General features: G+C 54.3%; 25 protein-coding genes. 7 read left to right on the top strand and 18 right to left on the bottom strand.

Translation table 11 applies throughout. The features are described 5' to 3' along the window. Positions 1-7: 7 nt before the first annotated feature. Positions 8-244, bottom strand: coding sequence for a DUF1656 domain-containing protein (locus EDF82_RS05640; protein WP_123754592.1), 237 nt, complete (start codon positions 242-244; stop codon positions 8-10). A 172-nt stretch (positions 245-416) separates the two neighbouring features. On the opposite strand from EDF82_RS05640, the gene slyA reads away from it, so the two are divergent. Continuing rightward, positions 417-857: a transcriptional regulator SlyA gene (slyA, locus tag EDF82_RS05635; protein WP_123754591.1), complete on the top strand. Its 441-nt coding sequence runs from the start codon at positions 417-419 to the stop codon at positions 855-857. Between the two features lie 38 nt (positions 858-895). Here the strand turns inward: slyA and EDF82_RS05630 are convergent, their stop codons facing one another. Together EDF82_RS05630 and slyB are read right to left on the bottom strand one after the other, a co-directional pair. Further along, on the bottom strand, positions 896-2,248 hold the full coding sequence (locus EDF82_RS05630; RefSeq protein WP_123754590.1) for a GGDEF domain-containing protein: 1,353 nt from the start codon (positions 2,246-2,248) through the stop codon (positions 896-898). A gap of 236 nt (positions 2,249-2,484) precedes the next feature. Continuing rightward, positions 2,485-2,952 carry an outer membrane lipoprotein SlyB gene (slyB, locus tag EDF82_RS05625; RefSeq protein WP_004862684.1) on the bottom strand — a complete coding sequence of 156 codons (468 nt, stop codon included), beginning with the start codon at positions 2,950-2,952 and terminating at the stop codon, positions 2,485-2,487. Between the two features lie 262 nt (positions 2,953-3,214). Between slyB and anmK the strand changes: the two genes are divergently transcribed. The 5 genes from anmK to pdxY all read left to right on the top strand — a co-directional run bounded on the left by anmK (position 3,215) and on the right by pdxY (position 7,904). After that, a complete protein-coding gene (gene anmK / locus EDF82_RS05620) occupies positions 3,215-4,339 on the top strand; it encodes an anhydro-N-acetylmuramic acid kinase (protein ID WP_123754589.1) in 1,125 nt (374 codons plus the stop codon). A 91-nt stretch (positions 4,340-4,430) separates the two neighbouring features. Next, complete coding sequence (gene mliC, locus EDF82_RS05615) at positions 4,431-4,754, top strand: C-type lysozyme inhibitor (protein WP_123754588.1); 324 nt, start codon at positions 4,431-4,433, stop codon at positions 4,752-4,754. A gap of 57 nt (positions 4,755-4,811) precedes the next feature. Beyond that, positions 4,812-5,468 (top strand): pyridoxamine 5'-phosphate oxidase, encoded by a 657-nt coding sequence (pdxH, locus tag EDF82_RS05610; RefSeq protein ID WP_123754587.1) that lies wholly within the window; start codon positions 4,812-4,814, stop codon positions 5,466-5,468. Between the two features lie 239 nt (positions 5,469-5,707). Next, positions 5,708-6,982: a tyrosine--tRNA ligase gene (gene tyrS / locus EDF82_RS05605; RefSeq protein ID WP_123754586.1), complete on the top strand. Its 1,275-nt coding sequence runs from the start codon at positions 5,708-5,710 to the stop codon at positions 6,980-6,982. Between the two features lie 61 nt (positions 6,983-7,043). Then, complete coding sequence (gene pdxY, locus EDF82_RS05600; protein WP_123754585.1) at positions 7,044-7,904, top strand: pyridoxal kinase PdxY; 861 nt, start codon at positions 7,044-7,046, stop codon at positions 7,902-7,904. Between the two features lie 44 nt (positions 7,905-7,948). Here pdxY and gstA read toward each other — a convergent pair whose 3' ends face one another. The 13 genes from gstA to blr form a co-directional block, all read right to left on the bottom strand. Further along, positions 7,949-8,554 carry a glutathione transferase GstA gene (gene gstA, locus EDF82_RS05595; protein ID WP_123754584.1) on the bottom strand — a complete coding sequence of 202 codons (606 nt, stop codon included), beginning with the start codon at positions 8,552-8,554 and terminating at the stop codon, positions 7,949-7,951. A 105-nt stretch (positions 8,555-8,659) separates the two neighbouring features. Then, positions 8,660-10,165: a dipeptide/tripeptide permease DtpA gene (gene dtpA / locus EDF82_RS05590; protein WP_123754583.1), complete on the bottom strand. Its 1,506-nt coding sequence runs from the start codon at positions 10,163-10,165 to the stop codon at positions 8,660-8,662. 600 nt (positions 10,166-10,765) lie between these two features. Next, a complete protein-coding gene (nth, locus tag EDF82_RS05585) occupies positions 10,766-11,401 on the bottom strand; it encodes an endonuclease III (protein WP_123754582.1) in 636 nt (211 codons plus the stop codon). Next, positions 11,398-12,102, bottom strand: coding sequence for an electron transport complex subunit E (locus EDF82_RS05580; RefSeq protein ID WP_123754581.1), 705 nt, complete (start codon positions 12,100-12,102; stop codon positions 11,398-11,400). Before EDF82_RS05580 ends, nth begins: the two co-directional genes overlap by 4 nt. 3 nt (positions 12,103-12,105) lie before the next feature. Continuing rightward, on the bottom strand, positions 12,106-12,726 hold the full coding sequence (gene rsxG, locus EDF82_RS05575; RefSeq protein ID WP_123754580.1) for an electron transport complex subunit RsxG: 621 nt from the start codon (positions 12,724-12,726) through the stop codon (positions 12,106-12,108). A gap of 9 nt (positions 12,727-12,735) precedes the next feature. Next, positions 12,736-13,788: an electron transport complex subunit RsxD gene (gene rsxD / locus EDF82_RS05570; RefSeq protein ID WP_123754579.1), complete on the bottom strand. Its 1,053-nt coding sequence runs from the start codon at positions 13,786-13,788 to the stop codon at positions 12,736-12,738. Then, a complete protein-coding gene (gene rsxC / locus EDF82_RS05565) occupies positions 13,789-16,086 on the bottom strand; it encodes an electron transport complex subunit RsxC (RefSeq protein ID WP_123754578.1) in 2,298 nt (765 codons plus the stop codon). It abuts the gene before it with no gap. Further along, on the bottom strand, positions 16,079-16,657 hold the full coding sequence (rsxB, locus tag EDF82_RS05560; protein ID WP_123754577.1) for an electron transport complex subunit RsxB: 579 nt from the start codon (positions 16,655-16,657) through the stop codon (positions 16,079-16,081). The genes rsxC and rsxB overlap by 8 nt, the downstream gene beginning before the upstream one ends. Before the next feature lies 1 nt (position 16,658). After that, positions 16,659-17,240, bottom strand: coding sequence for an electron transport complex subunit RsxA (gene rsxA / locus EDF82_RS05555; protein WP_123754576.1), 582 nt, complete (start codon positions 17,238-17,240; stop codon positions 16,659-16,661). Positions 17,241-17,319: 79 nt separating this feature from the next. Further along, positions 17,320-17,760, bottom strand: a complete 441-nt coding sequence (locus EDF82_RS05550; RefSeq protein ID WP_123754575.1) for a DUF2569 domain-containing protein — start codon at positions 17,758-17,760, stop codon at positions 17,320-17,322. Between the two features lie 67 nt (positions 17,761-17,827). Further along, positions 17,828-18,043, bottom strand: a complete 216-nt coding sequence (ydgT, locus tag EDF82_RS05545) for a transcription modulator YdgT (RefSeq protein ID WP_123754574.1) — start codon at positions 18,041-18,043, stop codon at positions 17,828-17,830. A 342-nt stretch (positions 18,044-18,385) separates the two neighbouring features. Continuing rightward, positions 18,386-19,756 carry a GH1 family beta-glucosidase gene (locus tag EDF82_RS05540; RefSeq protein WP_123754573.1) on the bottom strand — a complete coding sequence of 457 codons (1,371 nt, stop codon included), beginning with the start codon at positions 19,754-19,756 and terminating at the stop codon, positions 18,386-18,388. A gap of 125 nt (positions 19,757-19,881) precedes the next feature. After that, entirely contained in the window at positions 19,882-20,031 is a 150-nt protein-coding gene (blr, locus tag EDF82_RS05535) for a division septum protein Blr (RefSeq protein ID WP_123754572.1), read from the bottom strand. A 191-nt stretch (positions 20,032-20,222) separates the two neighbouring features. Here blr and EDF82_RS05530 point away from each other — a divergent pair, with 191 nt between their 5' ends. After that, positions 20,223-21,263 (top strand): oxidoreductase, encoded by a 1,041-nt coding sequence (locus EDF82_RS05530; RefSeq protein WP_123754571.1) that lies wholly within the window; start codon positions 20,223-20,225, stop codon positions 21,261-21,263. 28 nt (positions 21,264-21,291) lie between these two features. On the opposite strand, the gene add is transcribed toward EDF82_RS05530, so the two are convergent. Together add and dgcJ are read right to left on the bottom strand one after the other, a co-directional pair. Beyond that, positions 21,292-22,293 carry an adenosine deaminase gene (gene add, locus EDF82_RS05525; protein ID WP_123754570.1) on the bottom strand — a complete coding sequence of 334 codons (1,002 nt, stop codon included), beginning with the start codon at positions 22,291-22,293 and terminating at the stop codon, positions 21,292-21,294. 186 nt (positions 22,294-22,479) lie between these two features. Continuing rightward, positions 22,480-24,000 carry a diguanylate cyclase DgcJ gene (gene dgcJ / locus EDF82_RS05520; protein ID WP_123754569.1) on the bottom strand — a complete coding sequence of 507 codons (1,521 nt, stop codon included), beginning with the start codon at positions 23,998-24,000 and terminating at the stop codon, positions 22,480-22,482. Positions 24,001-24,295 lie beyond the last annotated feature (295 nt).

The following is a 24,295-nucleotide window of genomic DNA, read 5'->3' as shown; positions in this document are numbered from 1 at the left end:
GTGAACATTACCAGGCAGTCAGTAAAACCAGAGCCAGACAAACGGAAAGCGCGAATAAGGACAGGTCCATTAGCAGGGGATGCCAGATATCACCGGCATACATCCAGTCGCGCAGCTGACGATGGATCACCAGCCAGACAAAAAATCCCAGCAGAACGGCTTTAAACAGGGGAGGAAAGTAGATGGACGCGCCAAAAATCAGGTCCTGGAGCGACAATCCTGACGTGTTAAGACTCAGTTTCACAAGCAAAAATCCTTTGCTATTGCAGGGAGTAAGTTCAGGGCATGCTACTATTACACAGTGTAAATCATTGTTTTGATGTTGGTGAATCAGGTAATTCATTTGTTTTGCTAATTTAAATACTGCAAACTATTCTAAAATCAGTATAATAACTTAGCAAGCTAATTATAAGGAGATGAAATTGGAATCGCCACTAGGTTCTGATCTGGCACGTTTAGTCCGCGTCTGGCGCGCGCTGATCGACCATCGCCTGAAACCTCTGGAGTTAACGCAGACGCACTGGGTTACGCTGCACAATATTCATCAGCTGCCGCCTGAGCAGTCGCAAATTCAACTGGCGAAAGCGATTGGTATTGAGCAACCTTCTTTGGTGCGCACCCTGGATCAGCTGGAGGAGAAAGGCCTTATTTCTCGCCAGACCTGTGCCAACGACAGGCGTGCGAAACGCATCAGGTTGACGGAAAAAGCGGAACCACTGATCAACGAAATGGAAGAGGTGATCGGTAAGACACGCGATGAAATTCTGTCCGGCATTTCACCAGAAGAGGTGGAAACGCTGCTCCATTTGGTGCGTAAACTGGAACACAATATCCTCGATTTGCAGGCAAAAGACTAATCTATTCAGGGCATTGATTTCTCAAGGCCCTTTTTTGCTTATTCCTCCCACACCACCACGCGATTTCTGCCGCTATTTTTGGCCTGATACATGGCCGCATCGGCTCGCTTCACGCACTCTTCCGGACTCAGGGCGCTATCATAAACGGTGAAAATGCCGGCGCTGATGGTCATTTGCTCCGGCAGGTCCTCTTGTTTCTCGTTGACGGCCAGACGAATGCGTTCCGCCACCGCCAGAGCATCTTGCGGTCCGGTGCCGACCAGCAGCAGGGCAAATTCTTCCCCGCCGATACGGGCGGCGGCGTCCTGGGTGCGGACATTCTTCTGCAGGACGCTGGCGGCGTACTGGATGACTTTGTCTCCCTGCACGTGGCCATAGTTATCGTTAATGCGTTTGAAGAAGTCGAGGTCGCAGACGATCACCGACAACGGCTGACAGGTGGACACCGTCGATAACTGCCTGGTCAGGGTGTCGTAAAAATGGCTACGGTTGTACAGTCGGGTCAACGAGTCGCGAATCGAGTTTTGATATGAGGTCATATATTTCTGCTCGGATTTTCGGTACAGGCTGAATACATCGCATAACAGGATAAAAAACATAAATAAGGTACTGATAACTTCAAATATTCTGGCGTAATACCAGGCGTATTCGGTGTTGCCGCTGGTCAATAAAAGAAAAGCCAGTGTAAATATATAGGCGCTGCAGAAAAAAGCACCGCTGTACCAAAATACATTGCGAAGCTGGGTAATAGAAACCAGAAATAACAGAGTGATAAACCACCCGATCGCCATCAAACAACCCAGAATATTATGCCACAGCGCTGAGTGCGTTAAGGTGATATTGTCAATTAGTGTGATATAAAGTAATGAATTGTGGCTTGAATACATCCACGATAACACACAGATGAACCCCGTAAATAAGAGGCAAAACATTAATATGAAGGTGTGCGCTTTGCGCGTGAGTTTCTCGCTATGACGGAAGTGGAATAAGGAGATGCTGAGAATGAACAACACCATCATCATCATATTGCGGAAGCTGTAAAAAATCAGCGCATCATTAGCGTTGGTCAGCAGCCCCGAGTCACACAGGAACCACGCCGGATAGCTGCTTAGCGTACCGAACATCAGCAGTGACGAGCCCGCAAAGGCGCAGGCAATCGCGATCAGGTACAGACGTTTGCGGTTACACCAGTACTTCATGACCATAAAACAGGAAATGGTCACATGAAGTATTAATAAAAAAACCGTCAGTACGGGAAAGAGCAGTGGATTAAATGTCGGCATACGACTAATTAATGACTCGGAGAACAAATGTATCAGACCAATGGCAATAATGCCGATAGCCAGAAAGATTAATGTTCTTTTTACTAAGTGATGACGCTCAATAAACATTAGTTACATCCATGTGATAGGTTGGGTTGCTGGCTCAGATTTATTATGTTTGGAATGCGAATTTTCTTAATAATATACAGAGCTGTGACAGCGGAATATTGAGCAAACGCAAATGTTGGATGAGAAAGTGAAGGGCGGCGAGGGAAGGTCGTGCCTGAATAGTAAGAGACCGTGCGGAGATTAACCTGGTGTATGAAAAAGTAATGCGACCCGAACAGGCCGCATTATTGAAAAGATTAACGTGGGGACACCGTAACCTGGCTGCCGCTGCCAGCAATGGCAACACGCTGACCGACGGAGAACGGGGTTGTGCCCTGTTTCTGAACCACCAGAATGGTGTTACCGTCATCTTTACGGATTTCCAGCTCAACACCCTGGGTTTTGTTCATCGCGCCTTGCACGCCCTGGCCTGCTACGCCACCTGCGACGGCACCCGCGGCAGTTGCCAGTGAACGACCGGTACCACCACCGATGGTGTTACCCAGAAAACCACCAAGAACCGCACCACCGATAGCACCGATCGCATTGCTGTCGTCACCGCTCTGAATCTGTACGGCGCGAGTATGAACGATGGTCCCGTAGGTGACGCTCTGCACTTGTTTGGCTTCTGATGCGGAGTAAACGTCTCCGGAGAGGCCACTGCTGCTGACGCAGCCGGCAAGTGATAAACCAATCATCGAGACAGCCAAAACACGTAAAATCATTGATGAATCTCCTTCACTAAATAGTGTTCTGTTGAACGTCCATGCGCTCAATTATATGGTATTTCATCGACGACGGGCATACCTGCAGCATGGAGTATGCAAAAATAATAATCAGACGCTTCTCAACCTAACATAAACACAGGTGCTTTACGCTATGCGCAACCTTGTCGTTTTAGTGTTAATAAACATTATTACGCCATAGCAATGCCCCGCGCTTTATGATTGAGTGTGGCGTAAACGAATCATGGAATGAGGAAGGTGTATGAAATCAGGTCACTTTATTGGCGTCATGTCCGGTACCAGCCTTGATGGTATCGATGTTGTTCTGGCGGCAATCAATGAAAACGTGGTGGCACAGCAGGCGAGCCTGTCATACCCCATTCCCATTGCCTTAAAAGAAGAGATCCTCGCCATCTGCCAGGGACAGCAGCTGACGCTGTCGCAGTTTGGCCGTCTGGATACGCGTCTGGGACGGCTGTTTGCCGATGCGGTGCTGGCGCTGATGCGCCAGGAGAAACTGCAGGCGGCGGATATCGTTGCCATCGGCTGCCATGGGCAAACGGTGTGGCATGAGCCTACCGGCGAGGCGCCGCACACTCTGCAAATCGGCGATAACAATCAGATTGTGGCAAAGACCGGCGTGACCGTCGTCGGCGATTTTCGTCGCCGCGATATTGCCCTCGGCGGGCAGGGCGCGCCGCTGGTACCGGCTTTCCACCACGCGCTGCTGGCGCATCCGGTCGAGCGGCGGATCGTGCTCAATATCGGGGGGATTGCCAATCTGTCACTGTTAGCGCCGGGTGTGCCGGTGCGCGGGTATGATACGGGGCCGGGCAATATGCTGATGGATGCCTGGATCTGGCGTCAATGTGGGAAACCGTACGATAAAGATGCGCAATGGGCCAGCGAAGGCAAAGTCCTGCTGCCGCTGCTGCAGAATATGCTCAGCGACCCGTGGTTTGCGCTGCCGGCGCCGAAAAGCACCGGACGCGAATATTTTAACTATGGCTGGCTGGAACAGCATCTGGCGCGTTTCTCCGGGCTGCGTGCCCAGGATGTCCAGGCGACCCTGGTTGAGTTAACGGCGGTGACCATCGCCGAGCAGGTCATGCTGAGCGGCGGCTGTGAACGCCTGCTGGTATGCGGCGGCGGCGCGCGTAACCCGCTGTTGATGGCTCGGCTGGCGGCGCTGCTGCCGGGAACCGAGGTCTCGACTACCGACGCGGCGGGCATCAGCGGCGATGATATGGAAGCGCTGGCGTTTGCCTGGCTGGCATGGCGTACCATGTCCGGGCTGCCGGGCAATTTACCGTCGGTCACCGGTGCCTCCGAGGCGTCGATACTCGGGGCCATTTTCCCTGCCGGCCCGCGGCAAAATCAGAGTTAACTGAAATCCCTCTTATGGATTAACCGGTAAACTGGCTGAATTAACGGGGGGCGACAGGCCCCTCTGGACCGGGAAAGTCGAAGGCAAACGAATGAAAAAAATCCTTATTGTTGTTCTCCCTTTTATGCTTGCAGGCTGTAGCTACTACAACCAGTTTGTGGACCGGATGCAGACTAATACGCTGGAATACCAGTGCGATCAGAAACCGCTGACGGTGCATATCAACAACACGCGTCAGGTTGCCAGCTTCATTTATGACAATCAGCAACTGAACCTGCAGCAGGGTATTTCAGCCTCCGGCGCGCGTTATACCGATGGTGTTTATGTGTTCTGGTCGAAAGGCGACAGCGCCACCATCTACAAACGCGATCATGTCGTGCTGGACAACTGCCAGCTGCAGACGGCCAAACGTTGAGATTTCTGTCCCGGGGGCGCACAATGACGCCACCCGATGACAACTTTCTTCAGTGCCATGTCTGATAACGATGATCTGCAGCAAATCGCGCATCTGCGCCGAGAGTACACCCGTGGTGGCCTGCGTCGCCACGATCTTCCCGCTGAACCGCTAGCATTGTTTGAGCGTTGGCTTCGCCAGGCCTGTGACGCCCGACTGGCGGATCCAACGGCAATGGTTGTCGCCACCGTTGATGAAAACGGCCAACCCTGGCAGCGAATCGTGCTGCTTAAGCACTATGACGAAAAAGGGTTGGTGTTCTACACCAACCTCGGCAGCCGCAAAGCGCACCAGATTGAAAAAAATCCGCATGTCAGCCTGCTGTTCCCGTGGCATATGCTGGAGCGTCAGGTGATGGTGGTCGGCAAAGCCGAACGCCTGTCGACCCTCGAAGTGGTGAAATATTTCCACAGTCGCCCGCGCGACAGCCAGATCGGCGCCTGGGTTTCCCAGCAATCAAGCCGCATTTCGGCCCGCGGTATTCTTGAAAGCAAATTCCTCGAACTGAAGCAGAAATTCCAGCAGGGCGAAGTGCCGTTGCCGAGCTTCTGGGGGGGATTCCGCATCTCTATCGATCAGATGGAGTTCTGGCAGGGCGGTGAACACCGTCTGCACGATCGTTTTTTATACCAGCGCGACCATGACGCGTGGAAAATCGACCGCCTGGCTCCGTAATCCCGGAAATTTGTTGTGTTAAGCGCTGGTGCTCGATGGGCAGGCGCTTTATTCTATAGCCTTCATTTTTCATGCTGCGTCGTGGTGGGCCGCACCCGCTAATCCGGTGATTTTCTGGCCTGCGCTGCTTGTCGCCCTGGCGTATCGTGAATGATTTTGCAGAAGAGATGTCTTTTTTCGCGTCTGGCGAAAAGTCGTGTACCGGCAAAGGTGCAGTCGTTTTATACATGGAGAATTTGATGGCAAGCAGTAACTTGATTAAACAATTGCAAGAGCGGGGGCTGGTAGCCCAGGTGACGGACGAGGAAGCGTTAGCAGAGCGACTGGCGCAAGGCCCGATCGCGCTCTATTGCGGCTTCGATCCTACCGCTGACAGCTTGCATTTGGGGCATCTTGTTCCATTGTTATGCCTGAAACGCTTCCAGCAGGCAGGCCATAAACCCGTGGCATTGGTGGGAGGCGCAACCGGTCTGATCGGTGACCCGAGCTTCAAAGCCGCCGAGCGTAAACTCAACACCGAAGATACCGTGCAGGAGTGGGTAGATAAAATCCGTAAGCAGGTCGCACCGTTCCTCGACTTTGATTGCGGTGATAACGCCGCGATTGCCGCGAATAACTACGACTGGTTTGGCGGCATGAACGTGCTGACCTTCCTGCGTGATATCGGCAAACACTTCTCCGTCAACCAGATGATCAACAAAGAAGCGGTTAAGCAGCGTCTGAACCGTGACGATCAGGGCATCTCGTTTACCGAATTCTCCTATAACCTGTTGCAGGGTTATGACTTCGCGTGCCTGAACAAACTGCACGGCGTGGCGCTGCAGATTGGCGGTTCCGACCAGTGGGGCAACATCACTTCGGGTATCGATTTGACCCGTCGTCTGCACCAGAACCAGGTCTTTGGTCTGACCGTGCCGCTGATCACCAAAGCAGATGGTACCAAGTTCGGTAAAACGGAAGGTGGCGCAGTCTGGCTGGATCCGAAGAAAACCAGCCCGTACAAATTCTACCAGTTCTGGATTAACACCGCGGATGCCGATGTTTATCGCTTTCTCAAGTTCTTCACCTTTATGGACATGGCTGAGATCAATGCCCTGGAAGAAGAAGACAAGAACAGCGGTAAGGCGCCACGTGCCCAGTACGTGCTGGCCGAGCTGGTGACCCGCCTGGTGCATGGCGAAGAAGGCCTGATCGCCGCCAAACGCATTACTGAAAGCCTGTTCAACGGCAACCTGAGCGACCTGAGCGAAGCTGACTTCGAACAGCTGGCGCAGGATGGCGTACCGATGATTGAAATGGACAGCGGTGCCGATCTCATGCAGGCGCTGGTGGATTCCGAGCTGCAGCCATCTCGTGGCCAGGCGCGTAAAACCATCGCCTCCAATGCGGTCACCATCAACGGTGAAAAACAGTCCGACCCGGAATATGTCTTCACCGATAGCGACCGCCTGTTTGGCCGCTATACCTTACTGCGTCGCGGTAAGAAAAATTACTGTCTGGTCTGCTGGAAGTAATTGCGTAAAGGCAGGGGCGTGGGAAACCACGCCCCTTATTTTTTGCTGTCAGGTACCCAAGATGAAGAACATCCTCGCCATCCAGTCCCACGTTGTGTTTGGCCACGCCGGCAATAGTGCCGCAGAATTTCCGATGCGCCGCCTGGGCGCGAACGTCTGGCCCCTTAATACCGTACAATTTTCCAATCATACCCAGTACGGGAAATGGACCGGGTGTGTGATGCCGCCTGCGCATCTCACCGAGATAGTCCAGGGGATTGCGGATATTGATCAGCTGCAGCGTTGTGATGCGGTCCTCAGCGGCTATCTGGGCTCTGCCGAACAGGGCGAGCATATTCTCGGGATTGTGCGTCAGGTGAAGGCGGCCAATCCGGCGGCGAAATACTTCTGCGATCCGGTGATGGGTCATCCGGAGAAAGGCTGTATCGTGGCGCCTGGCGTGGCGGAGTTTCATGTCCGTCATGCGCTGCCGGCAAGTGATATCATTGCGCCAAACCTGATTGAGCTGGAGATCCTGTGCGGTCATCCGGTAGCGAACGTTGCGCAAGCCGTGGCCGCCGCACGCGAACTGATCGCCCAGGGGCCGCAGGTGGTGTTAGTGAAACATCTCGCTCGCGCGGGTCGCAGCATGGATCGTTTTGAAATGCTGCTGGTGACGCACGACGAAGCATGGCATATCAGCCGCCCGCTGGTGGATTTTGGCCTGCGTCAGCCGGTAGGCGTGGGGGATGTGACCAGCGGACTGCTGCTGGTTAAGCTGCTGCAGGGGGTAACGCTGCGTGAAGCGCTGGAACATGTGACCGCCGCGGTCTATGAAATCATGCTGACGACCAAAAATATGCAGGAGTATGAACTGCAGGTCGTTGCCGCACAGGATCGTATTGCGCTGCCGGAGCAGCACTTCAGCGCGACACCGCTGTAAACCTCGTTAACTGCCCGGTATTGCGCCGGGCAGTTCTTCTCGCCTTACTGAAGCCCTTCTGCCGCCAGTGCCGCGGCAACCGATGGACGCGCCGCCATGTGCTGCATCCAGACCGCAATATGCGGATAGCCTGTCATATCTAACTTCAGCGCATACGCCCAGCGCAGCACCGTAAACAGATAGCCGTCGGCGATGGTGAAACGGTGACCGTTCAGCCACTGCTTATCGGCAAGCGAGCCATCAATATACTGCAGCTTCTTCTCCAGCTGAGCACGTGCTGTCGATTTGTAGTCTTCTGGGGTGTCCGGGCGAAACAGCGGCGTGAAGCCTTTGTGCAGCTCGGTTGCGACGTAGTTGAGCCACTCCAGCGTCTGGTAACGGGCAACGGAGCCAACCGGTGCCAGCAGCTGGCGGTCCGGGACCTGGTCTGCAATGTACTGCATGATGGCAACGCCTTCGGTGAGCAGGATATCGTCGTCAAGCAGTAGCGCCGGTACCTGGCCTTTGGGGTTGATCTGCAGATAATCATCACCGTTTTCCAGGCGTTTATGCATCAGATCAACGCCTTGCAAAGTGAAATCCAGTCCACTTTCGCGCAGGGCGATATGTGAGGCAAGGGAACACGCACCGGGTTTGTAGAACAGTTTCATCAGTAACTCCTCGTGGCTGCAGTTTTCTGTATGTTAGCCCAGGGGTAAAAAAAAAGCCGCTAACAAAACGTTAGCGGCCTAAATTTATTGGTTTTCCCGAAGCGCTTAGACGGTAGCCGTATCGCGAGCTTTAGCGACGGTGTCGTCATCCTGAGTCATGCGGTTCAGCTTCGGTGCGAAGGCAAACATCAGCACAGAGATAACGGCGGTCGTGATACCGATCTGCAGGAACACGTGACCATAGACCGCCAGGGACTGCAGCGGGTCGGTTACGTTTTCCGGTACCGCCATCAGGTTTGCTACTTTACCGGCGATGATTGCCGCGCCAGCGGTGGTCAGGAACCAGCTACCCATGATGAAGCCCATCAGACGCTGAGGAACCAGCTGAGCCACCATGGCCAGGCCGAGACCAGAGATCATCAGCTCACCGATACTCTGCAGCGCGTAGCTCAGAATCAGCCAGTTAACGGAGACGATACCGGCGTCGGTCGCGAATTTCGCGCCCAGCGGCAGCACGAGGAACGCCAGCGAGCACAGCACCATACCGATAGCAAATTTGTGCGGCATCGGCAGACGGTCGCCCATCTTGTTATAGATAGCGGCCAGAATCGGGCTGCCGATCATAATCCAGAACGGGTTCAGCGCCTGGAACTGCTCCGGCTGGAAGCTGATACCCAGAATTGCGTGCTCAACGTTACGGATTGCGAAGAAGTTCAGGGAGGTCGGCATCTGGCTGTACAGCACGAAGAAGACGATCGCCTGGAGCATCAGAATAAAGGCCACAATCATTTTACGTCGTGCGGCGCCTTGCATGCCCATGGCTTCTTTAGCAAAGATAATCACGATACCCAGCGCAACCACGCCCAGCACCATACGGGCAATACCCTGGTTGTGCAGCAGCCAGGTAGCAATCACCACAAGGATGACTACACCGACGATGGTTGCCAGCAGTTTGCCGTAGTGAACCGGTGCAAAGTCAGGTTTAGAACCGTAGTTTTTCACCCATTTTTTGCAGAACATAAAGTTCACGAGGGTGATCAGCATCCCGACGAAGCTCAGAGAGAAGGCGATGCTCCAGCCAAACTTCGCCGCCAGCCACGGAGTAGCCAGCATCGAGAAGAACGAACCGATGTTGATGGACATATAGTACATCGTAAATGCGCCATCGAGACGCGGGTCGTCTTTCTCATAACAGGTCGAAAGCAGGGAGGACGGGTTAGCCTTAAACAGGCCGTTACCGACGGCGATAGTCGCCATACCCATATACACGATTGCAGCATCATGACCGGAGTACGCGACCAGCGCGTAACCAATTGCCAGCACGATGGTGCCGAGCATGATGACACGTTTGGTGCCGAGGACTTTGTCACCCAGCCAGCCGCCGATAGCGACAAGGCCATAAACCAGTGCACTGAAGGAGGAGAAGAGTGTAATAGAATCCGCTTCTGACATACCCAGCTGTTTTACCAGGTAAACGGCCATGATCCCTTGCAGGCCGTAATAACCAAAACGCTCCCATAATTCGATCGAGAAGATCAGATAGAACGATTTCGGTTGTTTGAAAGCGTTCAAACTCACGCTTTCTGCTGGTTTATTGTTTGCAGTTGACACATATACCTCTTTTTTTACATCCCATATTAACGGGGGGTGTTCGGGGCGCAATCTGAGAAGACCGCCGCCTTTATAGTTATTCTGGAGGGAAAACGGGAAGTAATGTTCACTATCCTGACCATTCAGGCAAGGGGTTTGTAATACTCTGTTACATATATCTCAGGCGTTATAATACGCCAGTCATTTAAATGTTATGCAGAGTTAAATTTCATCTTTTAGGTATTGGTGACATTTTTATCTGTCGTCTTACGAAAAACATTGGATAACGGCGATATGTTCTGCTGATAAGCCTTGAACCTAGTGATATAGCCCATAATCCTAAAAATAGATGGGGTATTGTCCTGACGACTGCGGCTCTGGTATTGCAAATGCTGGATTTCATTATCATCAAAGAAACAAAAATTTAACATCAGGTTGCTAAGGTGATCTGGATCACAAATGTATAGAAATTTTTGCTACATAAAAAATGATTAACCTGGCTGTGCGTTATATAGCCGGTTAATTCTTCTGCAAAGTAGATAATTATTGGTGTTAAAGGCAGGGCGGAGGCGTTAAGCGCAGAACCACTATTATTTCATGGTCATGATTCTGCACTGGCGCTCAGGAATAGACTTTCTCTTTAAACTCGCATAAATCTTCGATCAGGCAGGAGCCACAGCGCGGTTTGCGGGCAATGCAGGTATAGCGGCCGTGCAGAATCAGCCAGTGATGGCAGTCGACTTTAAACTCGGCAGGAACCACCTTTAGCAGTTTTTCCTCAACCTGTTCAACGTTCTTGCCGGGGGCAAATTGTGTCCGATTGCAAACGCGGAAGATATGCGTGTCGACCGCAATCGTCGGCCAGCCAAACGCGGTGTTCAGCACCACGTTGGCGGTTTTCCTGCCCACGCCGGGAAGGGCTTCCAGCGCCGCTCTGTCTTCAGGAACCTCGCCATGATGCTGTTCGAGCAGGATCCGGCAGGTCTTAATGACATTTTCCGCTTTGCTGTTAAACAGGCCGATGGTCTTGATATACGATTTGACGCCATCGACGCCCAGCTCCAGCATCGCCGCCGGAGTGTTCGCCACCGGGTAGAGCTTTGCCGTGGCCTTGTTCACGCTGACGTCGGTGGCCTGGGCGGACAGCAGCACCGCAATCAGGAGCTCAAACGGGCTGGTGAAATTGAGTTCTGTGGTCGGGTGCGGGTCGTTATCCCGCAGCCGGGTGAGGATTTCCAGACGCTTGCTCTTGTTCATCCCAGACTTTCCGTGTGTGCATCCGCAGGCGCGGCAGGTGTTGCCGCAACCGCTTTGGCTTTACGCTGCTTAGTGCGCTCATCAATAAGGTATTTTACCGCCAGCATCATTCCCAGACCAATAAACGCCCCCGGTGGCAGCATCGCCAGCAGGAACGGCGTATCGGTGTGGAACACCTCAATGCGCAGCACTTTAGCCCAGCTGCCCAGCAGGCTGTCTGCCCCGTCGAACAGGGTACCGTTGCCGATAATCTCGCGCAGCGACCCCAGCACAAACATCGTGCAGGTGGCCCCCATTCCAATGGAGAAACCATCCAGCGCCGACAGGGCTGGCCCTTTTTTGGCGGCAAAGGCTTCCGCCCGGCCGACCACGATACAGTTGGTGACGATCAGCGGGATAAAAATCCCCAGAGACTGATACAGGCCAAAGGCGTAGGCGTTAATCAGCATCTGCACCACGCTCACCACCGAGGCAATGATCATCACGTAAATGGGGATACGGATCTCGGCCGGTGTCCAGCGGCGCAGGCTGGAGATAGCCAGGTTGGTCAGCGTCAATACCAGCGTCGTCGCCAGACCCAGCCCGAGCGCATTGGTGGCGGTTGACGTCACCGCGAGCAGGGGGCACATGCCGAGCAGCTGCACCAGGGCGGAGTTGTTTTTCCACAACCCCTGAACAATGACCTCTTTGACTTCGCTCATGGTCTACTCTCCGCAGGGGGTAAGTTCGGGAATCTGTGCCGGCAGCGTCTGGGCGTACAAACCGGCGCGCTTCACGGCGTTGACCACCGCACGTGGGGTGATGGTGGCACCGGTGAACTGATCAAAATCGCCGCCGTCTTTTTTGACCGCAAAATGGCTGTCGCTCGCGCCGTGGATCACTTTACCAGCAAAGTGGGTGATCCAGTCCGACAGGCGTAACTCAATTTTATCCCCCAGGCCTGGGGTCTCATGATGCTCGGTCACGCGGGTGCCGAGGATAGTACCTTTAAAATCGGCCGCGACCAGCAGCTGAATGGCGCCGGAGTAACCATCCGGCGCGGTGGCTTCCATGACGACCCCGACCGGAGCATCCTGGTTTTTGGCAATCCAGATCTTATGCTGGCCTTTGCCGAGCGACGGCTCCGCCACCAGAAAACAGCTTTGCAGCAGATCGTTAGTGTAGCGCTCGGCAGGCAGAACCTGATTGAATAACGCTTTTTGTTGCGTGGCCGCCTGCTCATCAATGGTCGATTTCGTCAGCGCATTGATGGCTGCGGTCAACCCGGTGGTACCGGCGGCAAACAGCGCCAGCGTGATCCCGTGTTTGCGCATGCTATTTAACATCATCAATCCTCAGCGGTGGCCATAAACGCGCGGGCGCGTGTAGTAATCAATCAACGGAACGGTGATGTTTGCCAGCAGTACGGCGAATGCCACGCCGTCCGGATACCCACCAAAACTGCGGATCAGCCACACCAGCAGGCCGGCGAGGGCGCCGAAAATCAGGCGACCACGGTTGGTCGTGGAGGCGGTGACCGGATCCGTCAGAATAAAGAATGCCCCCAGCATGGTGGCGCCAGACAGCAGGTGAATCTGCGGCGCGGCGAGGCTTTGCGGGGAAAACAGCCAGCCGAGAGTGGCGCACAGGGTCAAACTGAGCAGGAAGCTGAGCGGAATATGCCAGCGGATGGTTTTCTGCCACAGCAGGAACAGGCCGCCGGCCAGATAGGCGAGATTGACCCACTGCCAGCCCGGCCCCACCAGTACGCCGCCGAAAATAGGGTACTGCATGATCTCTTTGACTTCATGCCCGGCACGCAGCGAGGTTTTAAAGGTGTCGAGCGGCGTGGCCTGGCTTATCCCGTCAATGCCCATTCGCAGGGTATTGATGTCGCCACCGCTGGCGGTATGGCCGGTAAAGATCACATGCAGGACGTCGGTGAAGCCCGGAATGGTGGCGGCAATATCATGGGGCGGGAGCCACGAGGTCATCTGCACCGGGAATGAAATCAGCAGGACCACGTAACCAATCATCGCCGGGTTAAACGGGTTGTGGCCCAGCCCGCCGTACAACTGCTTGGCGATGATAATGGCAAAGGCGGTGCCTAATACCACCATCCACCAGGGGGCCAGCGGCGGAATACTGATGGCTAACAGCAAGCCGGTCAGCAGCGCGGAGTTATCGGCGAGGGTGGTGGCAATATTCTGTTTGCGCAATTTGAGGATCGCGGCTTCCGTCCCCCAGGCCGTCAGGGCTGCCAGAATAAGCTGTATAGCGGTACCCCAACCAAAGAACCAGGTCTGGACCACCAGACCGGGAACGGTCGCGAGCAACACCAGCAGCATTATCCGTGAGGTCTGACGCTGGTTATGGGTATAAGGGGAGCTTGCGATTCTGAAAACCATTTATTCCTCGTTAACTGCCTGCCGGGATGTTTTCCTGGCCTGAACACGGGCGATTGCTTCGGCGACCGCAGCTTTGCGCGGATCGTCGTTGGCGGCTGGCGGATGTTGCTCTTGCTGCTGTTCGGCCTTGCGGGCTTTAGCGCGGGCGATAGCGGCTTCGACGGCGGCTTTGCGCGGGTCAACGGCGATTTCAGCCACCGGCTGAGCTTCAGCCTGCGGTGCGCTCTGCTGTTCGGCCTTGCGGGCTTTAGCGCGGGCAATTGCTGCTTCGACGGCGGCTTTGCGCGGGTCAACGGCGGTTTCAGCCACCGGCTGAGCCTCAGCCTGCGGCGCGTTTTGCTGCTCGGCCTTGCGGGCTTTAGCGCGGGCAATTGCCGCTTCGACCGCGGCTTTGCGCGGGTCAACGGCGGCTTCGGTCACCGGTTGAGCCTCAGCCTGCGGCGCGTTCTGCTGTTCGGCCTTGCGGGCTTTAGCGCGGGCAATTGCCGCTTCGACGGCGGATTTACGCGGGTCAACGGCGGTTTCAGCCACCGGTTGAGCGTCAGCCTGCGGCGCGTTTTGCTGCTCGGCCTTGCGGGCTTTAGCGCGGGCAATTGCCGCTTCGACGGCGGATTTACGCGGGTCAACGGCGGCTTCGGTCACCGGTTGAGCGTCAGCCTGCGGTGCGTTCTGCTGCTCGGCCTTGCGAGCGCGGGCCTCGGCTTTCCGTGCCTCGCGTGCAGCGATGGCGTCACTGTTGTCTGGTTTTGTGCCGGCCTGGATGATAATCGGTTGCGCGGCATCGCGCTGTTTGTCGCGTACCCGGGCCAGCGCGGCGTTAATGGCATCCTGATCTTTGGCTGCCGGCTGTACCGCGGACTGCTTGTGTCGTTCCTGGCGTGCGGCTTTATCACGCTCCAGTCGTGCCTGGCGTGCTTCAAATCGGGCTTTGGCTTCCGCCGCGCGTTTCTCTTCCTGACGGATGGCGGTAATCTCCGCTTTTTCCTGGCGGAAGTATTGCACCAGCGGAATATTACTCGGACAGACCCAGGCGCAGGCGCCGCACTCAATACAGTCGGCCAGGTTATGGCTCGTTGCCTTGTCGTGCTGTTGTCCTTTGCTGAACCAGTAAAGCTGCTGAGGCAGTAGGTCAGCGGGGCAGGCGTCGGCGCAGGCGCTACAGCGAATGCAGCCTTTCTCTTCTTCGGCCTGGCCCATTTCATCGACGGAGGGCGCCAGCAGACAGTTGGTGATTTTCACTACCGGAACGTCCAGCCACGGCAGGGTGAACCCCATCAACGGGCCGCCCATGATTACCATCTGCTCTGCGCTCGGGCAAAAACCGGCATTTTCCAGCAGGTGGCGCACCGGCGTACCCAGTCGCGCCCAGACGTTGCCAGGACGGGTAACTGATTCGCCGGTCAGGGTGACAACACGTTCGGTGAGCGGCTCGCCGTCGATCACCGCGCGTTTCACCGCGTAGGCTGTTCCGACGTTTTGCATCAAAATGCCGATGTCGGAGGAGCGCCCGCCGTGGGGAACCTGTTTGCCGGTGAGGATCTGCGTCAGCTGCTTGGCACCGCCTGACGGATATTTGGTCGGAATGACCCGCAGCTCAATGCCGTGGGCGTCGCATAACACGGCCCGCAGCATCGAAATGGCTTGCGGTTTATTATCTTCAATGCCGATCAGGACCTGGCGGGGCTGTAATATGTGGGCCAGGATGCGGATGCCGTCAATAATTTGTGCCGCGCAGTCCTGCATCAGGCGATCGTCGGCGGTAATGTACGGCTCGCATTCGGCAGCGTTAATAATCAAGGTTTCAATATTGTCGCCGCCGCCGCGTAATTTGATACCCGTCGGGAAGCCTGCACCGCCAAGACCGGCAACGCCGAACTGATGGATGCGCTCAATCAGCGCTTCACGGCTCTTATTCTGATAATCACTCCAGCCGTCGCGCTCGATCCAGCGGTCTTCGCCATCGGCATCGATAATCACGCTCATTTCAGCCAGCGCGGAGGGGTGGGCAGTTGAGTGCGGGGCAATGGCGCTCACCACGCCGGAGGTCGGCGCATGCACCGGCAGCATTCGACCCCAGCCGCGGGTCAGCGGCTGGCCACGCAATACCCGATCGCCCGGTTTTACGCACAGCTCACCCTCGGCACCAATGTGCTGCTTAAGCGGGATGACAAATTGCTGTGGCAGGGGAACCTGGCGCAGTGGCGTCGCGTTAGACTGGCTTTTCATTTCAGGCGGATGAATGCCGCCATTGAAATCCCAGATTTTGTCTTTTCTGAATGCGGAGAATAACTTAAACATGTTGTTCCACAGGAATATTGCGTACCGGAATAGTGTGAAGATCCCATTTCCAGGTTTCAGTGGTCGTCGCGACCGGCACCATTTCTATACATTGCGTCGGACACGGCGCGACGCAGAGGTTACAGCCAGTACACAGATCGCTCATCACGGTATGCATGGCGCGGGTGGCGCCAAGGATCGCATCGACAGGGCAGGCCTGGATGCATTTGGTACAGCCGATACAGTTGTTCTCGTCGATAATCGCCAGCATACGCACCGGTTCCTGCGCCTGCTCATCGCCATCAATGGGTTGCGGATCGACGTTTAACAAGGCCGCGATTTTCAGCATCACCGCTTCGCCGCCAGGGGCGCAACGGTTAATTTTCTCGCCCTGGGTACCGACGGCTTCGGCATAGGGGCGGCAGCCCGGGTAGCCGCACTGACCGCACTGACTTTGCGGGAGCAGTTCATCGACTTTTTCAACCACCGGGTCATCTTCTACTTTGAAGCGGCGGGAGGCGTATCCCAGAATCAAGCCGAAAATCAGCCCCAGCAGGCTGATGGCGATCACCGCTATCCAGACAGCACTCATATTACAACTTCACCAAACCACTAAAGCCCATAAATGCCAGCGACATCAGGCCCGCTGTCACCAGGGCAATCGCATTACCACGAAACGGTGCGGGGACATCCGCCACCACCAGTCGCTCGCGGATTGCCGCAAACAACACCATGACCAATGAGAAGCCGACCGCGGCGGCAAAGCCGTACAGTGCGGACTGCAGGAAGTTATGGCCGAGGTTTATGTTCAACAGCGCCACGCCGAGCACCGCACAGTTGGTGGTAATCAGCGGCAGGAAAATGCCTAACAGGCGATACAGCGCCGGGCTGGTTTTGCGAACCACCATTTCGGTAAATTGCACGACCACGGCGATGACCAGAATAAAGGCCAGCGTGCGCAGGTAAATCAGATTGAGCGGGATCAGGATCCAGGTATCAATCAACCAGGCACTGATGGAGGCCAGGGTCATCACAAACGTGGTGGCCAGCCCCATCCCCATCGCGGTTTCCAGTTTTTTGGAGACCCCCATAAAGGGGCATAATCCAAGAAACTTCACCAGAACGAAGTTGTTAACGAGGACAGTACCAATAAAGAGCAGTAAATAATCAGCCATCAACTCGACCTGAAAACAGAAAAAGCCGCCTATTATCGAATAAATCGATACCGGCGACAACAGGTTAACTGTGTGGGTATTACGAATTCACGAAAGTTCGCTTAACCCGTTTGGAACGTTTGAAGTAAGGCACCAACAGCGCCGCGGCAAGCAGCGGGAACACCAGCTGGCGCAGGGCCATCGCATCGGTGATCGGTGAAAAGGCAAACGCTTTTATTGCCAGCAGCAAAGAAACCAGCAGCCAGATAATGTAATGCTTCGGCACCAGCGCCCGTCGTTTGAAAAAGGCAAAGGTTAGCCACAGGGTGTAGTACCACATGCCGATGGCAAACAGCAGCGAGCCGACCCACAGCAGGAGGTGGCCGGTGCTCATTTCCGACAACAGGGCAAAGGTCCGGGAGGACATCAGCGCGTTAGCAAATATCAGCAGCGACAACGACGTGCTCAGCAATGCCACCAGTAGCCATGCCAGTGGGGCCAGCAGCCACCCGCCGATACGTTCAGCAGATTGAGAAGACATTATTTCTCCCGGTTTCGATGAAATGAAGGGCGGGAGTATAAGCAACTGGCATGGTTGAGAACAGGATTTATTGCACGTAACGCCAAACGGATTTCGGCACCTGGCCGATGTCGAACAATTTCCCACCAGAAACCAGCTCCGCCCGGCGATGATCGGCGGCGCGATACATATTGACGATCTCCACGGTGTCGGTCAGGGAATAGTTAAGGTGGTCAAAAAGTTTTTCAAGGCTTTCAAGCGAACTGATTTTTCGAAATTTTAATAAGTAATCCTGAACGGTCATTTGCGTTTCCATTTTATAATCGGAATATACCTTTCATCTTTCAAGTTGCCTGGGTGCTGGCTGCATCCGTGCACTCCAGTCACTTACCTGAGTGAGCTTCTGGGGATTTACAGCTTTGCCACCGACAAGCAATTCGAATTATTTTGGGTATAAATAAGACGAATAATTTCTGCGCTTAATAAATCAGCGTCCAACCACCGAGCCTTCTTGATGGGGCTGCGCCGAATTATTTCGGTTGCCATGACGAAAAACAAGAACTGATTTCGTTCCGGAGGTAGCAAAAAGATAATTAAGAGTTTTCCAGAGACGGAACAGGCGCCGGACGGCGCCTGGTGGGGAAGATTAACGCTGTTCGCCTCGGGTGGCAATCAGGTTTTGGTACCAAAAGAAGCTCTTCTTACGTTTGCGGGCAAGGTTCTGTTGATGGTCAACGTACACAAAGCCATATTGTTTTTGATAACCGTTAAGCCAGCTCAGCAGATCAATAAAGGACCACGGATAATAACCGCGGACGTCGGCACCGGCCTCGATGGCTTTTTCCAGCGCAGTAATGTGGCTGCTCAGATAGTCAATGCGCGGATCATCGACAATCTCGCCATCAATAATCGGGTCTTTGGCCCCTAAACCATTTTCGGTGATATAAATCGGAATATCGCCGTAGCGTTCCTTAATCATCATAATCCCGTCAGTTAACCCCTGCGGCCAGATCTCCCAGCCCCATTCGGTATAGGTGCTCTGCGGGTTACGCACGAAATGAAACAGCCCGTCCACCCCTGGTTCACCGCCGCCCAGGCCTTCCTGCGGCTCGGCCGAGACGGTTTCACGGCGATAGTAATTCAGCCCGATAAAGTCGCAGCGACTTTCACGCAGCAGGGCGTCATCCTCCGGCGCGAAGCGCGGCACGCCCCACAGCGCCTGGGTCTGTTGCAGCAGCTCCTCGGGATAGTGGCCTTTTAATACCGGGTCATATAACCAGTGGGTATGCACGGCGTCGGCCATGGCGGTAGCCTGGCGATCGGCTTCGCTATCGGTGAGCGGAGTGTGCGGCTGGAGCACGTTAACGAAACCAATCTCGCCGTTAATACCGGATTCACGGAATGATTTTACCGCCAGGGCGTGGGCGATGAACACGTGATGGCACGCCTGAATGGCGCGGGCCGGGTCGCGAACGGCCGGCGGATGGCAGCCATTAATATAACCATGCCCAATAAAGACAATGGTCTCGTTAAAGGTTGCCCACAGTTTTACCCGGGAGCCGTAGCGGGCGTAACACAGGCGGGCATACTCAGCGAATGCTTCGGCGGTACTGCGTGCTTCCCAGCCCCCTTCATCCTGCAGCGCCTGCGGGAGATCCCAGTGATAGAGGGTGATCATGGGTTCGATATTGTGGGCCAGCAGCTCATCGATCAGATCGCTATAAAACTGAACCCCCGCTTCATTGATTTCGCCACGTCCCTGAGGGAGCAAGCGCGGCCAGGAGATAGAGAAGCGGTAGCTTTGCAGGCCCATCTCCGCCATCAGCGCAACGTCTTCGCGAAAGCGGTGGTAGTGATCCACGGCGACGTCACCGTTGGTGTTCTCAAACGTCGCTCCCGGCTGATGGGCGTAAATATCCCAGATTGACGGGCCTTTGCCGTCAGCGTCGTGACCGCCTTCAACCTGATAGGCTGCGGTGGCAGCGCCCCAAAGGAACTGTTGTGGAAATGCGGACATGATAAAACTCCTTATCAAATGATAAAGAGAGTGTATGAATGTGTTCGCAGTTGTGCAACCGGTTTCAGAAACCGGTTGCACAACTGCGAAGTGGGTCACTGTTTCCCGTCAGCAGGGATGACGCACTAGTGAGGCTGAACGTTGGTGGTCACAACATTAGCCGGAGGCGGTGACTGGTAGTTATCAATGTGGTGCGCGATAACCAGAAGCAGGGCGGAAACCCCGAAAACAACCCATCCGATAAGTTCTACAATTCTGTTTAAAACGTTCGACATAATTCTAAAATTAAAAGTTAAAGCAGAGCTAAATGTTACTAAACGACGACAGCAACGCAAGAACTACCTGGAAGAATTGTCACGATTGTCGTAAAGATGAACAGCGATAATACATTAGGAAAGCTAATAAATAAAATGCGTCTTATAGTTAACAGGCAGGGCGAAATCTACCGCTGAACGGGGGTGAGACGATGAGTGACAATATTCAGGTCGGTATCATAGGGTACGGGTATGCCAGTAAAACCTTTCATGCGCCATTAATCAGCGGCACGCCGGGAATGACCCTGGCCGCGGTCTCCAGCAGTGATGCAACGAAAGTGCATGCCGACTGGCCCGCGCTGCGCGTCGTCGCCGATGCCGCCAGTTTACTGAGCGACCCTCATCTTGATCTGATCGTGATCCCAACCCCCAACGATAGCCATTTCCCGCTGGCTCAGGCCGCGCTGGCGGCGGGTAAGCATGTTGTCGTCGATAAACCGTTTACGGTGACACTGTCACAAGCTCGGGCATTAGAGGCGATGGCTAAAAGCGACGGCAGACTGCTGTCGGTATTTCATAACCGCCGCTGGGACAGCGACTTTTTGACGGTGAAGTCGCTGATTAATGAAGGACAGCTGGGCGAGGTGTGCTATTTCGAATCGCATTTTGACCGCTACCGCCCGCAGGTTCGCCAGCGCTGGCGTGAACAGGGTGGCCCCGGCAGCGGGATCTGGTACGATCTTGGGCCGCATCTTCTCGATCAGGTAGTCAATCTGTTTGGTCTGCCGGTCAGCATCCACGTTGATTTAGCACAGCTGCGCCCTGGCGCGCAGGCGACCGACTATTTTCATGCGACGCTGGTCTATCCCCAGCGCCGCGTGGTATTGCACGGTACGCTGCTGGCGGCAGCAGAAACTGCACGCTATATCGTCCACGGTTCCCGGGCGAGCTATGTGAAATACGGCCTGGATCCGCAGGAAGCGCGGTTGAAAAACGGCGAACGTCTACCCCAGGAGGATTGGGGCTACGATATGCGTGACGGCATTTTGACCCGCGCGGAGGGGGAAGAACGCCATGAAGAGAGCTGGCTGACTGTACCGGGCAACTATCCGGCCTATTATGCGGCGATTCGTGATGCGCTGAACGGCAATGGTGAGAATCCGGTTCCCGCCAGTCAGGCGATTCAGATAATGGAATTAATTGAGCTGGGGCTGGAATCGGCAAAACACCGCGCCACATTGTCGCTGATTTAGCCCGGCAGATGGTCTGCCGGGCAATCGGTCAAGCCACTTTAACACGCTCAATCAGCGCGATTTTTTCCTGAGGGCTCAGAAACGCCTGTTCCAGACCATTGATCTGCGCCTGGCGAATCTGCTCACGGCTCAGGCCCGCAGCCGGCGCCGCGACGGTATATTCGTGAATAATATCGATGCCCTGAACCGCAGGATCGTCGGTATTGATCGACGCCAAAACGTCGTGCTCGAGGAAGGTTTTCAGCGGATGCTGCGCCAGGGACGCCACGGTGCTGGTCTGAATGTTGGAGGTCAGGCAGGACTCGATGCCAATGCGTTTCTCGGCGAGGTAGTCCATCAGCGCCGGATCCTGAACGGCTTTCACACCATGACCGATACGTTCCGCGCCCAGCTCACGAATGGCCTGCCAGATGCTCTCGGGACCCGCAGCTTCACCCGCGTGGACCGTAATGCGCCAGCCGGCGTCGCGTGCGAGGGTGAAGTGATCGGTGAAACGCTCGCCGGGAAAACCGAGTTCATCCCCGGCCAGGTCGAGTGCGGTAATGCCATCGCGATGGGCCAGCAGGGCGTCCAGCTCTTGCTGGCAGGCCGCTTCGCCGAAGGTGCGGCTCAGAATACCGATCAGACGGGCATCGACGTTAAAGTCGCGGCAGCCTTCGCGGACGCCGGCAATCACCGCCTCGACCACGCCGTCGACCGGCAGCTGGTGGGTCATCGCCATGTAGCGCGGGGAAAAACGCAATTCAACGTAGTGCAGGCCGTTGCGCGCCGCATCTTCGACGTTTTCATAGGCCACACGGCGGCAGGCTTCCAGCGAGGCGAGGACTTTTACGCCCCAGTCCAGTTTAGCGAGGAAACTCACGAGGTCAGGTTCATTGCTGGTGACCTGGACGTGGGGGATCAGGGTATCAAGTGAGGTTGCCGGAAGCGCGATATTGAACTGGCGGCCAAGATCGAGAATAGTTTGGGCACGGATATTGCCGTCAAGGTGGCGATGAATGTCGGTTAATGGCAAAGTCGAATCAATCATGGTCGCACTCATTTTTAGGTAAAGTGCACATCATTATACAACATCTGTTTAATCATTTAAAAGTATCAAAGAATCGGCAGCGACTATTCGTTTGATGCTCACAGCGGCGCGCAAATGGGGATTAGCGGCGATAATGATATATATCATCATCGCCTGTGCCGTCCTGCTAATTCTTGCTGGCGAATCTTAGCGGTACTTGTCTCTTTTTTGTACATACAGCAGCTTGTCGGATTTTTTTATCGCCGTTTCCAGTGAATCGTCGGGATCCATCTGATGATTGCCGTGTGAAAACGCCACCAGTTTGTCTGTATCGGTATGCTCTAAATGCGCCTTAATTCTGGCGATGATTTCCAGACTTTTAAGGTACGGCGTATCGATAAGGATCAGGATAAACTCATCGCCACCGAGGCGGATGCCGTAATCACTTTTACGAATAGATTGTTCGATGGCCTGGCCTAATAGCTGAATGACCTTGTCACCCACATCATGCCCGCGGGTGTCATTGATTTTTTTCAGACCGTCGCTGTCAATGGATACCACGGTTACCGGGATGTTTTTACCGAGTGCGGTCCCTATCTTGCGGTCCAGCGCATCGTTGAGCACTTTTCTGTTGTACAGGCCGGTCAGGGTGTCGGTGACGTTATCTTTTGACAGCATGGCGTGGCGGGCCATTTGTGTTTTGGTGTAGCGGCACAGCAGCCAGGTACTGAGGATGTAAAGGACCGCCAGCCACAGGTTATTGAGGGCAAAATACAGCAAATCCATTTTAATATTTAAAACATAGAACGGAGTCAGGTTCTCTTTATGTTTTATAATATTGAAGGTTTTTATTGTCGAGTGATGGAAGTAAATGTCGTCGCCGGTGGAACGGTCGGTGACGTACAGTGATAAAAAACGCCAGAGCACCGGTCGGTCAGCGGTATAAAACGAAGTGGCAAGATCGTCAATATTAACATCGGTCACGATAACCCCTTTGATCATGCCATTCTGAAACACCGGGGTTAACATGCTGATAATATTTTTCTTAGTATAACCATCGCGATAAATATGTGAGGTGATATTTTCGCCGTGCAGTAAATCATTGAGCGCGCTGGGGTCGATATTAATAATATGGGCGCTGCGGGTGATATCGATCAGGTTATCATCGCGAACTAACCAGTTATCAAAGCGATACTGGTTGGCATCAATGATTTTGTTAATGTAAATATAGTTATTGGCCAGATCGATATAATATTTGGTGTTATGAAAAACATACCCCCGGTAATTAGAAAAAGCATATTTTGACGCCGACTGATTATAGTCGCTCTGGATGATGGAGAGGGCGGAAACGTCGCGCCCCCAGATATGACAATCGGGATTGCGGGTTTGTAAGGTACCGCTTAACCCCTTGAAGGTCTGGTGGGTCAGATTGAGGCCGGAAACCCCGTTTACCGATTCGAGATCCTCGCAAACCGCACGGGTTTTGTCATTTTGCCCGTCGGACATTAACGGGGCGGTAGAAAAGGCCCTCGAGAGCTGCAGCGCCATATGCTGGTTGATGTATTCGGCATGGGAAAGCGCGGACTCGCCGCTTTCCGCCACATAGCCCATGTATCTTTGCAGATCGCGATATTCACGCATGATGAATCCAATGAATATCGCCGTCGTCAGAATGATGGTGAGCATATTGATATAGCGAGAGCGCAGGGAAACCGTGGTGTGGTCCATATTAGATGACCTGTCCGCTAAAGTGGCTCAGCAGGCGCCGGAAGGCAGATAATGCGACATTTCCCTGCATGACTTCCCCCATCAACAGGTTAATAACGGAGCGAAAAGTATACGGCATGGTGGCTTCTGTTCCTCATCCTTAAGGCGTATCGGGCGGTTGTCAATATCAGTATAGAAGTATTACTCCTAATGATAATGCCTGTGTATTATCCCGAGAGTGAAATTTTAGGCTTCCATGATGTATATTTCCAGTTAATTAAACCAGTATTTTACTTTTATTGCAGAATATCATGAT

Origin of the sequence: Klebsiella sp. BIGb0399 (assembly GCF_003752615.1) — a bacterium.
Lineage (GTDB): Bacteria > Pseudomonadota > Gammaproteobacteria > Enterobacterales > Enterobacteriaceae > Klebsiella > Klebsiella lignicola.
This window is presented reverse-complemented; position numbering and strand designations above follow the sequence as displayed.